This is a genomic window from Balneolales bacterium ANBcel1 (assembly GCA_029688905.1).
Taxonomy (GTDB): domain Bacteria; phylum Bacteroidota; class Rhodothermia; order Balneolales; family Natronogracilivirgulaceae; genus SLLW01.
This window is the reverse complement of sequence record JARULB010000004.1, coordinates 192,749-208,496: the sequence shown is the minus strand read 5'-3', so window position 1 is coordinate 208,496 and position 15,748 is coordinate 192,749. Positions and strand designations below refer to the sequence as shown.

The window sequence follows — 15,748 nt, the reverse complement described above, 5'->3', positions numbered from 1 at the left end:
CGGTTCTTTCCTTTTAAAATTCGGACTGATGATCCAAATGATACTTCCTCAGCCCCTCCATCGGTGAGCGCAAAAAGGGTCCGGGCGGAATGTTTCGCTCCTGCAGCTCCTGAATAATAAGCTCCTTGTGAGCGTATGCCAGGGAACCGACAAATCCAGCCGCGACCTCCGGGCCCGCGTCATATCGGCGTACATGGCGATCGAGAAACTCCGAAATGCCCGTTTGCAACAAATCGGCAAGCCACGGATGACCGGGCCAGGCGTCAAACATCTTGCTGAAACCGGCTACATACTGGTTGGGCCTGGATCCATGATACACTGCGTTCAGCACCGTTTCCCTGGACATTTCGTGATGCGCCTCCAGCCACTCCCGAAGCTCTTCCGGCATCTCACGGTAAAAGTATCCTTGCAGAATTTTCCGGCCGAAGCAGCCGGCGCTGCCCTCATCCCCCAGGATAAACCCAAGCGGCGGGATCTGATCCATAATGCGCTCACCATCGTAATGGCACGAATTGGAGCCGGTTCCGAGAATGCAGGCGATACCCCCCTGCCGGTGGAAAAGCGCCCGAGCCGCCCCGAAAAGATCGGATTTTACTTCAATGGGTATGTCGCCGTAAGCGGTGGTCAGAGCGGACCGGATACGTGACGCGGTTTCCCTGCTGTGGCACCCTGCTCCGTAAAACCGGATCGCGTCGACATCCGCAAAAACGGGAAGAACGCTGGTCCGGATTTCGGACAGAATCGCATCATCATCCAGGTAATACGGATTGATGCCGGTGGACGAAATGGTCTGCGACGGGGTCTTATCCTGCAGCAGGCACCATTCGGTTGTCGTGGATCCACTGTCGGCGAGAAGCAGTTTCATGGGTAATGTCTGGTGTAACGTTGCGGATTCGGTGAAGAGGCCTTGCAGTCAGGCTATGACACCGACTTTTCTCCGGTAATTCATGAGAACCAATATATTTAGATTTGTATTTTCCATTTGGGGAAATCGGGCGGGGTTCTGTTGAACCGCTTAGGGGCTCGTTCGTTACCGCTACCCAGTCATCCCAAAGAACTGAATGTGTGCCTGTCTAATGAAGAGTTCGCTTGATTCTCGTTTTTTTTCGCGTTTTTATCCGGTCTGCGTGGCCCTGGTGTTGTTGTTTTTAGCCGGGTGCAAGGCTCCCGAGCGCATGGCCGACCGGCTTGCCGAGCCGGAACCGCCCGGCCAGGAGTTCCGCGGTGCCTGGGTCGCAACCGTGGTCAATCTCGATTGGCCGGCATCCGGAACCCGGACCGTCGCCGAGCAAAAGCGGGACGCGGTTGAATTGCTTGACAGTCTGAACGCGATCGGAATAAACGCGGTGCTTTTGCAGGTCAGGGCCGAAGCGGACGCGCTCTTCGCCTCATCCTACGATCCTTGGTCGTATTGGCTTACCGGAGAGCAGGGCCGCGCCCCCGATCCGTTTTACGATCCGCTCTCCTTTTTCATCCGAGAGGCGCACCGCCGCGGGATGGAGCTACACGCATGGCTCAATCCGCTCAGGGTGGAGCGGTATCGCAACGGGTACGCGCTTTCCGGGAACAATATCAGCCGCAGGGAGCCCGGCTGGGTGCTTGTCTTCGAAAGTGATGAACTTGTTCGATATACGATGCTAGACCCCGGTCTGCCGGAGGTGCGCGATTACATCAGCAGTGTGGTGACCGACATCATCCGGCGCTATGATGTCGACGGCATCCACTTCGACGATTATTTCTATCCCTATACCCCGGCGGTATCCGGCGAGGACTCCCTCACCTTTCTGCGGCACGATCGGGGGCATCGTGACATCCACGAGTGGCGGCGCGATAACATCAACAGGCTGGTGGCACAGGTGCACGACAGTATCCAGGCTCTGGCTCCGCATGTGTCGTTCGGAATAAGTCCGTTCGGAATCCGCAAGAACAGCGATGCCGGAACCAACGGCTTCGAGGGGTATCACGGCCTGTACGCCGACGCGGAGGCGTGGCTCGATCAGCGGATCATCGATTATATCGCTCCCCAGCTCTATTTTGAACCGGGTCACGAAAAGGCCGATTACGCCCGGCTGCTGCATTACTGGTCGGATCTCGCGGATGTGCATGGCCGCCATTTGTACGTCGGACTCTCGCCCTACCGCATGATGCCGCCGTTTGACTGGAGTACGGAACAGGCCGCCGAGCAGCTTTTCCTGAACCGGGACAACGACAGGGTGCAGGGCAATATCTACTTCCGGGCGACTCACCTGCTGGAAGATCCCAAAGGCTATACCCGAATGATCCGTGACAAGCTTCATCGCAACCCGGCACTTACACCATCCATGCCGTGGAAAAGCCGGATAGCGCCTCCGCCGGTGGATGAAGTGTTTGTCTCGCGCAGCGGCGACGGTCGCGTTATCCTTACCTGGAACCGGCCGCAAGGATATGGGGTGCATGAAACGCCGGCTCGTTATGCCGTGTACCGGATCGGTCCGGGGTCACAGGAATACGAATGGCTGGAGGCGTGGAACAGCACATTGCCGCGTAACCGGGATAGCGAAACCGGCCATGAAACGGGGAAACATCATCGGGTGGACCGGATCGATGTCGGGAACATGAACCGTAATCGCAGGGGTGGCAATGACATCGATGATGCCATGCGAGAGAGCGTTGTGTCCGTCCGAAACAGGGTGGAGGTGACCGGCCGCAGGGAATTCGAGGATCGCCGGATGATGTCCCGGTGCGGTGATAATGTTCGGCCGACTTTTTTTGTGATTACAGCCGTGAGCCGGAACAGCATTGAGAGCGAACCGGTAATCGTGCGGCTTGCCTGTGAGTAGCGAAAAACAACGATTTTTGCGGTGTATGGCTGTGCAAACGGCGCTGCCCGTGGCACGTGCCGGCTCTGGTTGACAACGAAAGACGGATCCTGGTCAGGCATTGCGACGCCTGCCGGCTTTTTTATTCCGAAGAAAAGAATTATATTCTATTCATGGAAGTTACCTGAACGAAAGAAAGGCTCATGGCGTATCGCAGAACAGCATATATGGAAGAGCGGGTTTCCCGCCGAAAGCAGCAGATGCTCAAGGCAGCGGAGTCGCTGATCATTGAGCATGGGTACAAAGCGACGACCATGCAGGATGTAGCCAAAAAAGCGGGCACATCCATCGGAAATGTCTATTTCTACTTTTCGAACAAGGACGAGATGGTGATGGAGGTGATCGATCATCTGTGCGAGGAGATCTGGAGTACCGATGATCTGGAAAAAATCAATCTGTCGGATTATCCCCATTACGCCATCGAAGCCCTGGACGATTACCTGAAAATTACGGCGATCTTCCAAAAAAAGCGATTCGCCAAAGCTATTCTGGGCGGAGCCACCTATCCGGGATTCAGAGACCGGATTATCCGTTTTTTTGAGGAGAAGGCGGTAACCCGCTATTCCAGGTATTCCGATTTCTACGAGGGAATCGACCGGGAGCTTGCTTTCTCCTGCCATTTCGGATCGGTGGTCAATGTGATGATGAAGGTCTTGAAGGAGGAGCTGGACCGCACCCCGGACGAAGTCGGCAAATTTCTGGCTCGTTGGAAGCTGCAGGCACGCGGACTTCCGACCGAAACGGTGGATCGCGCCATGTCCGATCTGGATACACTCATCAACAGAGTCTATCAGCTGCGCAAATCCGTCAACTGATCCTCTCTCCGGACACAGCGCTTCTTTTTTACACCGGTTCATAACTGCCGGAATGTGCCCTGTACTGTCGCCGCTACTCTATGTGCTCCCTGTCGTTGACCGGCCTTTTCTTCTCTCGCATAATTCTTTGGCACTGGGTCTGTACGTTCACGTTGCGCTTCGCTGCTGAAAATTTCTTCTGCACCGCGCTGGAAACCTTGCTTTTTTTGACAGGTAAATATAGTAAAAACAGTATTCTAACAAAATAAATAGAATGATGTTCGATTTATCTTGACAGGAACCGAACAAGGTTCTATATTTGTAGTGTAGAATTTAGTTCTATTCTTATTGAATTCAAGATCACAACCGCCGCCCCGGCGGATTGCTTGAACGATTAACCCAACAAAAACCCCACTACAGGGCCTCGCTTGACGGCGTGGCCCTGCTCTTTATCACAGCATAGCCTGGTGTGAGCGGGAGCACTCTGTCTCAGTACATAACAGAAAGGGGTATCACAGAGAATTAAACATTGGAACGGTATATGACAGCAGGAAAACTCAGCAGAATGTGGGTCGGATTGGGAGTTATTTGCATGACGGCAGCTGCCCCTGCCGATGCCCGGCCGTCGCTGGATCAGGTACTTAGAGAGGCACTGAACCAGAGCCATTCCGTCAGAATCGCGGAAGCGCAAGCCGACAAGGCACGGTTCGACCGGCATATCGCTTACCAAACCTATCTGCCGAATGTGCGACTGGAGTCTTCATATCGCTCGCTGGATGAGCGGATCCGTTTTCAGCTGGACCCCCTGAGTTTGCCTCTGCCGGGCACCGAAGGCCTGGATATCCATCTGCCTCCGATAACCCTCCAGGAGCGCCACACTTTCCGGGCATCGGTCGAGGTATCGCAGGTATTGTTTACGGGATTCAAGGTTCCCCGACTGGGTCAGGCGGCACGGCATGGCGAACAGGCCGCTCTACACAAAGTGGAGGCCGGCAAACAGGAGCTTTTGGAGGAAGTTGCCGCCGCATACGATCGCCTGGCTTTGATTGATCAGGCACTGGAGGTTTTGGAGAAGGCGGAGGAGCGGCTTGCCGAGGAGCAGCGTGTTGCCAATAAAGCCTACACGGAAGGGTTGATTCCCGCCTATGACCTCACCCGGCTGCGGATCGCTGACCAGGACCTGAAGAAGGAGCGCATCGATTGGATAGGAAAGCGGGAACTGGCGGCACGCAATCTGGAGCATCTAACGGGGATATCCTGGCAGGAGTTTGCAGACGGTCCGGAAGACGGTCGGCCACGAGCGCTGGAAATCCTGCCTGTCGATGACGCCCTGCCGCAGTCGGATCGTCCCGAGGTGCGGGCTCTGCAGGAAGTCGGCAAGGCGAGCCGTCAGCAGCACCGGGCGGCACAGTCCGACTACATGCCGCAGGTTTACGCATTTTTCCGGCAGGAACTCTATGAAGATGACCTCTCGGTCCTGGAGCCGGCGAGAGCCGTGGGTGTCGGTTTGCGGTGGAATCTGTTCGACGGTTTTAACCGCTCCCGGAATGTGCAAAAAGCCAGGCGCGACTATATGATCGCCAGGGAAAGGCTGGAGGAGGTGGAGTCGCTGCTGGCACTGGACCGGCACCGGGCGGAGGTATCCCTTTCGGTGGCCGGACAGCAGCTTGATGTGGCACATGAAATTGTGAATGAAGCTGAGACCGCCCTGAGGCTGTCAACGGAGCGCTACCGGCTGGGACTTGCACCGGTATCGGAGAAGCTGGAAGCGGAAACCGATTACCGACGGGCGGAAATGGGGTGGCTGGAAGCAGTCTATGAACAGCGGCGGGCGGCCATCGGCCTGTTGCGGGCGGCGGGGATGATGGAAATCGAACATATCGTAATGCTGGAAAACAAGAACACGGGAGGTTCACTGTGAAAAGAAAAAAAGTAGTTATCGCATCGCTGGCATTGATCTTCGGGTTGTCTGCCGCATCACTGGCCCTGATGGCATCCAGACAGAAAGAGTTCAACCGCCAGGATCTGCTTGAGGGCAGGGTTAAGCTGGAGACGGTTTACATCGCATCCAAAGTACCCGGAAGAATCAGTGAGGTGAGGGTTGAAGAGGGCGATATGGTCCGCGCCGGAGATACGCTGGCCATCATCGATGTCCCGGAAATAGCCGCCAAACTGGATCAGGCCGGCGGAGCGGTTGCTTCGGCTCGTGCGCAATACGAGATGGCCCGAGCAGGTGCGACTACCTATGACCGCCGCCGTGCCGACGCACAGCTGGATGCGGCCCGCGCACAATACGAGTTTGCCGCCGCCAGCTATCGTCGCATGGAGAACATGTTCAACGATTCGCTGATTGCGGCCCAGGAGTATGAGAAAATCCGGGCGCAGTACCGATCCGCCCGCTCACAGCTGGAAGCCGCCCGGGCTCAAAAGGAGGATGCAGACTCCGGCGTTCGAAGCGAGAAAATCGAAATGGCCCGCGGCGATCTGCAGCGGGCGCAAGCCGCCTTGCGGGAAGCCGAGATCGCCTGGCAGGATCGTGTGATCACCGCGCCCGCCGATCTGCGGGTACAGGATGTGGTGCTCAGGTCCGGCGAACTGGCGACCCCTGGATACAATCTGTTCTCGGGGTATGTGACCGAAGCTCCCAAGTTTCGCTTTACGGTGCCCGAGTCGATGATGGAAGGATTTCAGACCGGTAGCACCTACATGGTCAGCGGTGGATTTGACCATCGCGAACTGGAAGTTACCCTCCAGCGCATTGCACCGCTGCCGAAGTACGCCTCCATCACCACCATGTATCCGCGTCATCAGTTGGGGGAATCGGTTTATGAGCTGCATTTTCGGCCGGTCCGCCCCGAAGAGGCCGCGGCGCTTCAACACAACATGACGTTTCTGATCGAACCATAACAACTCTGTGGGCAGGAGTTTTGACAGGACCTTGGTCCGCCTGCTTCTGTCCGACCGAACAAATCGGAACCGAAACGGGCAATTTCCCACAACTCCGTGTCTTTTTCCGCCTAAATGGGAGATGCAAACCCGGAGCAGGAACCTGAAGGCTTACACATCAACAATCGACACATGTCCCAAGTCAGAATCTTTTTCCACATCGTGCTGCGTGAGTTCCGCCGATTTTCAAAAAACTCGGTCGCACTACTCATTTTCCTTGGAGCGCCTCTGTTATACGGACCCATTTTCGGTCTGCTGTACAAGGACGCCCAGCTTTACGATACACCGATTGCCGTGGTCAACATGGACGGGGGCATTATGGCCGATCGCGTTATTGACGCGTTGGATGAAAACGAAAACATCCGGGTCGCGAGGGTGTTCCACGATGACCTTCAACTTCGGGACGGCTTTATCAAAGGCGATTACTATGCCGTTGTCACCATCCCCGACCGCTTCGAAGCCGATATCCAGCAAAACCGCAACCCCGAGGTGCATGTGGCGATGAATGCCATGAATATGGTCATCACCAACTACACCAGTCGCTCCATTCAGCAGGTGCTCGGTACCATGAACGCGGGCATTCAGATAGAGTCGATCAAAAAGGCGGGAGTGCCCCCGCAGGTGGCCGAAGAGCGGCACGGCGCGTTTGCGACCACCGTACAGATGTGGTTCAACCCCTCCAACAACTATCTCATCTTTTTACTCCCGGGTCTTCTGGGGATGGTATTGCAGCAGGTCTTTCTGCTGGTGCTCGCCATTTCGTTCAGCCAGGAGTACGAGGAGAATACATTTGCCGAACTGGTAGGCCAAACCCGCTCGGCATTTCTGATTCTGCTCGCCAAAACCTTCCCGTACTGGCTGATGGGCATGCTGATGTGGCTGTTCAACCTGCACGGACTCATGTACTGGTTCCAGATTCCGATCGACGGCTATCTGTGGGGCATCTATCTGTTTTCGTTTTTGTTTGTGATGGCGATGAGCAGTATCGGAATCATGGTGAGCGCGGCCATTCCGTCGCAGCTCAAAGCCACCGAAATACTGATGGTGATCGCCGCTCCGGCATTCCTGATCAGTGGATTCACCTGGCCGTTGTATCAGATGCCGGGTTCGGTGCAGTTTGTCGCCCATCTCATCCCGACCACCCATTTTTTAGAGGGATTCCGGAAGATGATTCTGGCGGGGGCCGAACTGGTGCATCTGCAGAGCGAAGTGTTCTATCTGATCATGCTCACCCTCATTCCCTATCTGCTGACTCTGCTGATCATCAAACTCCGGATACGCAGAACGGAAGTACTGGCCGGCTGAAACGGCCTGACGGGATGATGGGATGAGGGCGTCCTATGGCGCTGCGGCACCATCACGAACGGCCGGAAGAGGGGGCGGCCGGAAAGTGGAACGGCCGGAAAACCGCATCGGCAGGCACACCGCAGTTTTCAGGTAGAAAAAAGGCGGTCACCTTCGGAGTGAATCCGAAAAGATGACCGCCTGGTAAAACTACCGGCTGTATGACAACAGCCTTTGCAACGAAATCAGTTGGCGACTTCCAGGCCGCGGCGCCTCAGAAGCGCCTCAACCCCCGGTTCTCCGCCGCGGAATTCACGATACAGCTCCATTGCTTCCAGGCTTCCGCCGCGCGAAAGAATAAGATCGCGGTAATGATCGCCGTTTTCGCGGGTCAGACCGCCGCGCTCCTGCATGAAGGCAAACGCATCGGCAGCAAGCACCTCGCTCCAGATATAGGCGTAGTAGTTGGCAGAATAGCCTCCGGTGAAAATGTGCGCGAAATAGGGTGACTTATAACGCGGGGGGACCGGATCATAGTCGAGGTCGTATTTGGCGAGCGCTGCCTGCTCAAAAGCGGTCACATCGTCCGGCACATCATCCGGCCCGAGCAGATGCCACTCCATGTCGACCATCGTCGCAGCCAGGTATTCCTGGGTCTCGTATCCCTGGTTGAAATCACGCGCGGCGATGACGCGGTCGAGCAGGTCCTGGGGGATGCGCTCGCCGGTTTCGTAGTGGACGGCGTAGTTGGCCAGTACCTCGGGGTGGATGGCCCAGTCTTCCTCGAACGTGGACGGGAACTCAACGAAATCACGCGGCACAGCGGTCATCGCCTGGGAGGGATACTTCACGTCGGAAAAGAGTCCGTGCACCCCGTGGCCCATTTCATGGAACAGGGTGGTAGCATTGCCGAAGCTGATAAGGGCGGGTTCACCCTCGGCCGGCTTGGGGATGTTGAGCACATTGACAATAACAGGCTTCTGATCAAGCAGATGAGACTGCCCTACAAACGAGCTCATCCACGCGCCGCCGCGTTTGGAGTCACGTGCAAAATAGTCGGCATAGAACAGACCCAGCTGCTCGCCGTCGTGATCGATCACATCAAACACCCGTACGTCGGGATGATAGACCGGTAGATCGTCGCGCTCTTCAAACGAGATTCCGTAGAGGCGATTCATGGTGTAGAATACGCCATCCTCCAAAACCCGGTTCAGTTCAAAATAGGGGCGCACCTCTTCATCATCGATATCGTACTCGGCTTCGCGAACCCGCTCGGCGTAGTACTCCCAGTCCCAGGGCATCACTTCGTCATCGATGCCGTCTTCCAGCATTCTGGCACGGATCATTTCCGCTTCCCGTTCGGTATTGGCCCGGACCGAGGGGATCAGATCGGTGAGCATGTCCAGTACATAGTCGGGGTGCCCGGCGGTCTGGGGATCAAGGGCAAACTCGGCGAAATTGGCATAGCCGAGCAGCTGCGCACGTTCGGCGCGGAGTTCAACCAGACGAAGGACGGTGGGACGTGTGTCGATGCCGTCGTTCTGACCTATACCGCGATAGGCTGAGGCTTCCCACAGCTGCTGGCGTACGTCACGGTTTTTGAGGCTGGTGAGCAGCGGCACACGTGTGGTATTGGTGATGGAGAGCAGGTATTTGCCTTCATGTCCGCGCTCTTCGGCGGCCTCTCTGGCAGCGGCAATGCGGCCGCTGTTCAGCCCCTCCAGTTTGCTTTCATCTTCGATGATCACTGCCCGTTCGCGGGTCATAGCCAACAGATTTTCCTGGAAGCTGGTCTGCAGGGAGGAAATCTCGGAATTCAGCTCCCGGATACGCTGCTGCTCCTCCTCGTTCAGGAGGGCGCCCGCACGGACAAAACTCCGGTAGGTGTCATCGAGCAGTTTGGCAGTGGCGGGATCCAGATCCAGCTCGTCCCGGCTGTCATACAGGGTCTGGACACGGGCAAAAAGAGCCGGATTGAGCAGAATGTTGTCGGAGTGTTCGGAGAACCTGGGGGCCATCTCCGCCTGAATCTCCTGAATCTGTTCGTTGGTGTGGGCGGATGTCATGTTGAAAAACACCCTTTGCACGCGGGTGAGCAGCTCGCCGGTGCGCTGCATGGCCACAAGGGTGTTTTCTACGGTTGGGGGTTCCGGATTATTGGCTATGGCTTCGTATTCCTGGATTTCCTGAGCCATGCCCACTTCCATGGCCGGCTTGTAGTGCTCTGTTCGAATGGCGTCGAAATCGGGCGCTTCAAAGGGAAGGGTGCTTGGAGCGTAAAAGGGGTTGTCTTGACTGAGCATAACTTCAGGGGCTTGTGGCGCGGCTTCGGGTTCGGTAATGGTTTCGCCGGATTCGGGCGAACAGGCCGACATCCACAGTGCGATACTGAGAATTGGAAATAGAGACAGTTTCATTTTGTGACAGTAGGTTTTTGTGATAGGCGGAGTCCGAGTTGCATAAAGAAAAACAAGAGTTCGGCATCCCATTAAATGGCAAAATGCATCTTTACAATATACAAAGTAAAGAATACGATTCCATTTCCGGGGATAAGCATGTTTTTTGATCTTTTTGTATTTTTCGAGGCTTACAGGCTTACAGGCTTACAGGCTTACAGGCTTACAGGCTTACAGGCTTACAGGCTTACAGGCGCATCTCCGAGGATGCCGCCCGAACAGAAGCCGGCAATTCCGTTGTTGTGTTTCCTATCACGGTACCGGGCTTTGCAGCCCGCTGCCACATATCTCTATCCAAAATCCACAGTACATGTCCGTTCGTTCATCCGACCAGATCCGTCAGGAGTTTTTTGATTTTTTTCGTGAAAAAGAGCACTTGATTGTTGAAAGCGCCCCGGTTGTGCCGGAAGATGATCCCACCCTGCTGTTCATCAATGCGGGCATGAATCCGTTCAAACCCATTTTCCTTGGGGAAGAGGAGGGATTGAAACGTTCCGGGAAGGTTTGGCACAGAACGGCCAACACCCAGAAATGCATACGGGTCAGCGGCAAGCACAACGACCTGGAAGAGGTGGGGCACGACACCTATCATCACACCCTGTTCGAAATGCTGGGGAACTGGTCGTTCGGCGATTACTTTAAAAAAGAGGCGATCGCCTGGGCCTGGGAACTGCTGGTGGATCACTGGGGACTCGAACCCGACCGGCTTTACGCCACCGTGTTTGAGGGTGATCCCGACGACGGACTGCCGGCCGACGATGAGGCCGCCGAATTCTGGGCGTCCGAGACCCCCATCCCCAAAGACCATATCCTCAAATTCGGTAAAAAGGACAATTTCTGGGAAATGGGTGATACCGGGCCCTGCGGACCCTGTTCCGAGGTGCACATCGACCTGCGTCCCGATGAGGAGCGCAAGAAGGTGGACGGCGCGACGCTGGTCAACCAGGATGATCCCCGCGTGATGGAGATATGGAACCTGGTTTTTATCCAGTTCAACCGGCAAAAAGACGGGGCGCTTCAGCCGCTGCCGGCCAGGCATGTCGATACCGGTATGGGTTTCGAACGTATTGTTGCCGTGCTCCAGGAAAAAAAATCCAATTACGACACCGACGTCTTTACCCCGCTTCTGGAAGCTATCAGTAAGCGGGCGGGCATTCCCTATGGCCGGTCCGATGAAACCGATATCGCCATGCGGGTGATTGCCGACCATATTCGCGCTGTCAGCTTCGCCATCACCGATGGGGCAGCACCCAGCAATGAGGAGCGTGGCTACGTGATCCGGCGGATTCTGCGTCGCGCCAGCCGCTACGCCTGGGATCGCCTGGAGATCCGGGAAGCGTTTATGAGCGATCTGGTGGATGTGCTTGTAGCGCAGTTCCGTGAAGTATTTCCGGAAATCGTTGAGAAAAGCACGCATGTCAAGAAGGTCATAACAGCGGAGGAAACGTCATTTTTGCGTACCCTCGACCAGGGGATCGCCTATTTCCACCAAATGACCGATGGCAAGGAGCAGCTCTCCGGCGAAGATGCGTTCAAGCTTCATGACACCTATGGGTTTCCGGTGGATCTGACCGAGCTCATGGCCCGGGAGCGCGGTATTTCAGTGGACCTTGACCGGTTCCAGGTGTTGATGAACGAGCAGAAGGATCGCGCCCGCAAAGCCGGCAGGTTCAAGCAGGGTGACGATGCGGATGAGTCATCGGCCACCGGCCTTTTCCGGACCCCGGCTGAGGACGGATCTCGGTTTACAGGATATGATGAACGGGAGAGCTCCTGCAGGATACTGGAACTTCAGGAACTGAACGGCAAGCCGGCGGTGATCCTTGATCGCACTCCGTTTTACGCCGAAAGCGGCGGTCAGGTCTCCGACACCGGAACGCTGGTGTGTGACGACTCCGGCGAAACCATCCGGGTTGTGGATGTCACAGATATCGACGGACACCGGGTCCATCTGCTGGAACGGAAGCCCGACAATACCGATGGCGCCTGGAAGGCGGCTGTCGATTCGCAAAGACGGACCGAAATTGAACGGCATCACAGCGCTACGCACCTGCTGCACGCCGCCTTGCGCAAGGTGCTCGGTGGGCATGTGGCCCAGAAAGGGTCGCTGGTGGCACCCGACCGCCTTCGATTCGACTTTTCGCATTATGAGCCGGTGTCGCCGGATGCCCTGAACGAGATCGAAGAGCTGGTCAACGAGAACATCCGCCGGAACATACCCATGGAGGAAAAGCGCGATGTGCCGGTTGAGGAAGCAAAGAAGAGCGGAGCCACCATGCTGTTTGGTGAAAAATACGGAGAACGGGTCAGGATTGTGACCTTCGACCCGGATTACTCAAAGGAGTTGTGCGGTGGGACCCATGTGAACGCAACGGGTGAAATCGGATACCTGCGCCTGGTGTCCGAGAGTTCGGTGGCCGCGGGAATTCGCAGGATTGAGGCGGTTGGCGGATCCGTCGCCGACGAGTACCTGCGCCGGGAGAAACAGGTGCTGCTTAAAGTCCGGCAGCTTCTGGGCAGCAGTGCCGGCCGGCCGGATGAAGAAATTGCAAAACTGCTCGATGAAAAGAAGCAGCTTGAGAAAGAGCTTCGGAAGCTGAGTCAGCTTCAGGCCGGACTCACGCTCGATCGTCTGATTGGAAATCCGGTGACCACAGGCAAAGGTATTCGCCTGGTGGCCGGCGAGATGGAAGGAGCGGATATGGGCGCGCTCAAGCAGATGGGGTATGACGCGCTGCAGAAAACCGGAGAGAATACGGTGATTATTCTGGGAGCAAGAGATACGGAAAAAGGGAAGGTGTACCTGATGGCGGCGGTCACCGAAGATCTTGTCGCCGACGGAATCAAGGCCGGAGCCCTGGTCGGCACGCTGGCAAAAACCGTGGGCGGAGGCGGAGGCGGTCAGCCGAATCTGGCTACGGCCGGAGGCAAGCAGCCGGAGAAACTACCCGAAGTTTTTGACCAGGCGAAATCACTGCTCTCCTGACCCATTCATGCTTTCCGGGGAGTTGTGAAGCGGGATGGATGCACATCGCTTCGCCCAATTGTCCGGCCTTTCTATTCTGTCTGAAAAAAACCGCTACAGCAGAATGAAATAGGGAGCTGTAGTGTTTACACTGACAAATCTCGTCAGATTTCTGTATATTGGCAGCCGCATTTTAAAAGCTGAGGCCGGATGCCGGGGCGAGGATGGTATCTGTTAAAAGCTGGGTGGGATACGGCTCGGCATGATTTTGTTTTTAAACGATATGTAAAAAACGTTCGGAGTATAAATGTCCAACAAGAAGAAAGATAATATCACAAGTAAAACGGCCTCCATTATCAAGGCCACCGATCTTCCCAAAGCAACACAAAAAACACACAAGGGCCTGAACATTTCAGAAGATGAACTTCTGGAACTTTACGAATCCATGCAGCTGCAGCGCCGGTTCGAGGAACGCTCGATGCAGATGTACCAGAAAGGCAAATTCGGAGGCTTTTTGCACCTGTATATTGGACAGGAAGCCGTATCCACCGGGTCCGTTTACGCCTTGCAGGATGACGACGACATGATCACCGCCTACCGCGATCATGGCATGGCCCTGGCCAGGGATGTCAGTGCTAACGAATGCATGGCAGAACTGTTCGGCAAGAAAGACGGCTGCAGCAAGGGCAAAGGCGGTTCGATGCACTTTTTCAAACCCGAGAAGCATTTCTGGGGAGGTCACGCCATTGTCGGCGCGCACCTGCCGCTCGGAGCGGGCCTCGCATTTGCCAACAAGTACAAGGAAAACGGGCGGATCGCCGTCTGTTATTTCGGGGATGGCGCGGTTGACCAGGGTTCTCTCAACGAGAGCTTCAACCTGGCACAGCTCTGGAAGCTGCCGGTAATATACGTGGTGGAAAACAACGGCTATTCCATGGGCACCGCGGTTCAGCGTCACAGTGCAGGAAACCTCCATGAGCGCGCGCTCGCCTACGGTATGAAGAACGGACGTGTGAACGGGATGGATGTGTTCAGCATCATCGAAAAAATGAGCGAAGTGGCGGAAGAAGTTCGCAAAACCAACGAGCCCTATTTCCTGGAAGTGGTCACATACCGCTATCGCGGTCACTCCATGAGCGATCCCGCCAACTACCGCACCAAGGATGAACTCGAGGAGTACAAGAAAATCGATCCCATTGAACGGCTCAAAACCTACATCTTTAGTAAAAAAGTGGCCGGCGAAAAAGAGATCGCTGCCATTGACGAAAGAGTGGAGAAGGTGGTGCTTGAGTCCATTGAATTCGCTGACAACAGCCCCTTCCCGGATGAAGAAGAGCTTTACAAGGATGTCTACGCGAATGATGATTTCCCGTACCTGACCTGACCTGACCGCATCCTTCCTTTCAATCAGACACTAACAGAAATTCAGTAAGAACGTAATCATGGCGCAGAAACAATTCAGAGAAGTAATCCGCGATGCCATAGCCGAAGAGATGGAGCGCGACGAGAATGTCTTTATCATGGGCGAAGAGGTTGCCGAATATAACGGAGCCTACAAGGCTACCCAGGGGCTGCTCGACCGGTTCGGCGAAAAGCGTGTCATCGACACTCCCATTTCGGAACTTGGTTTTTCCGGGCTGGGCGTCGGCGCGGCTATGAACGGTTTGCGGCCGATCGTGGAGTTTATGACGTTTAACTTCGCGGTGGTTGGTATGGACCAGCTCATCAATAACGCGGCCAAAATACGCCACATGAGCGGCGGACAGGTCAAAATCCCCATAGTATTCCGTGGGCCGAACGGTTCGGCAGGTCAGCTGGCCGCCACCCACTCGGTTGCCTACGAAAGTCTTTACGGCCATTTTCCCGGCCTGATCACCATCCACCCGTCTGATCCCTACGATGCCAAAGGTCTGCTGAAAGCGGCGATCCGGGACGACAACCCGGTCATTTTTCTGGAATCGGAGCAAATGTACGGTATGAAGCAGGAGGTGCCGGACGAGGAGTACCTGCTGCCGATCGGGAAAGCGGAAGTCAAGCGGGAAGGCTCGGATGTGACCATCGTGGCCGACGGGAAGTTGTACCACGTCGCCAAACAGGCCGCCGAAGAACTCTCCAAAGACGGTGTCGAAGTGGAGCTTATCAATCCCCGGACGATCAAACCATTTGATATGGAAACCGTTATCAAATCGGTGAAGAAAACCAACCGTTGCGTGGTGGTGAACGAATCGCATCCGTTCGCCGGGGTAGCGGCCGAAGTCGGATTCCAGATCCAGCGCGAGGCGTTTGATTATCTGGATGCCCCCGTTCAAAGGGTGACTATCCCCGATGTGCCCGCCCCGTTTTCCAAAAAACTTTTTGACGCATGGCTGCCGTCTCCCAAAAATGTAATTGACGCGGTCAACACCGTCACCTACCGAAACTAATATTTCTACAATCTGACACAGG

10 protein-coding genes are annotated in these 15,748 nt (G+C 55.6%); 8 read left to right on the top strand and 2 right to left on the bottom strand.

The features are described 5' to 3' along the window. Positions 1-13: 13 nt before the first annotated feature. Positions 14-865, bottom strand: coding sequence for a hypothetical protein (locus tag QA596_07115; protein ID MDG5767228.1), 852 nt, complete (start codon positions 863-865; stop codon positions 14-16). Positions 866-1,076: 211 nt separating this feature from the next. Between QA596_07115 and QA596_07110 the strand changes: the two genes are divergently transcribed. The 5 genes from QA596_07110 (at position 1,077) to QA596_07090 (ending at position 7,903) form a co-directional block, all read left to right on the top strand. Then, positions 1,077-2,819, top strand: a complete 1,743-nt coding sequence (locus QA596_07110; GenBank protein MDG5767227.1) for a family 10 glycosylhydrolase — start codon at positions 1,077-1,079, stop codon at positions 2,817-2,819. Positions 2,820-3,001: 182 nt separating this feature from the next. Next, complete coding sequence (locus tag QA596_07105; protein ID MDG5767226.1) at positions 3,002-3,673, top strand: helix-turn-helix domain containing protein; 672 nt, start codon at positions 3,002-3,004, stop codon at positions 3,671-3,673. Positions 3,674-4,193: 520 nt separating this feature from the next. Beyond that, positions 4,194-5,573 carry a TolC family protein gene (locus tag QA596_07100; GenBank protein ID MDG5767225.1) on the top strand — a complete coding sequence of 460 codons (1,380 nt, stop codon included), beginning with the start codon at positions 4,194-4,196 and terminating at the stop codon, positions 5,571-5,573. Continuing rightward, a complete protein-coding gene (locus QA596_07095) occupies positions 5,570-6,559 on the top strand; it encodes a biotin/lipoyl-binding protein (GenBank protein MDG5767224.1) in 990 nt (329 codons plus the stop codon). Before QA596_07100 ends, QA596_07095 begins: the two co-directional genes overlap by 4 nt. A gap of 171 nt (positions 6,560-6,730) precedes the next feature. Continuing rightward, a complete protein-coding gene (locus QA596_07090; GenBank protein ID MDG5767223.1) occupies positions 6,731-7,903 on the top strand; it encodes an ABC transporter permease in 1,173 nt (390 codons plus the stop codon). Between the two features lie 224 nt (positions 7,904-8,127). On the opposite strand, the gene QA596_07085 is transcribed toward QA596_07090, so the two are convergent. Beyond that, positions 8,128-10,299, bottom strand: coding sequence for a M3 family metallopeptidase (locus QA596_07085; protein ID MDG5767222.1), 2,172 nt, complete (start codon positions 10,297-10,299; stop codon positions 8,128-8,130). 349 nt (positions 10,300-10,648) lie between these two features. Here QA596_07085 and alaS point away from each other — a divergent pair, with 349 nt between their 5' ends. The 3 genes from alaS to QA596_07070 all read left to right on the top strand — a co-directional run bounded on the left by alaS (position 10,649) and on the right by QA596_07070 (position 15,726). Next, positions 10,649-13,324 carry an alanine--tRNA ligase gene (alaS, locus tag QA596_07080; protein ID MDG5767221.1) on the top strand — a complete coding sequence of 892 codons (2,676 nt, stop codon included), beginning with the start codon at positions 10,649-10,651 and terminating at the stop codon, positions 13,322-13,324. 286 nt (positions 13,325-13,610) lie between these two features. After that, entirely contained in the window at positions 13,611-14,687 is a 1,077-nt protein-coding gene (pdhA, locus tag QA596_07075) for a pyruvate dehydrogenase (acetyl-transferring) E1 component subunit alpha (GenBank protein ID MDG5767220.1), read from the top strand. Positions 14,688-14,745: 58 nt separating this feature from the next. After that, positions 14,746-15,726, top strand: a complete 981-nt coding sequence (locus tag QA596_07070; protein MDG5767219.1) for a pyruvate dehydrogenase complex E1 component subunit beta — start codon at positions 14,746-14,748, stop codon at positions 15,724-15,726. The last annotated feature ends 22 nt before the right edge of the window (positions 15,727-15,748 follow it).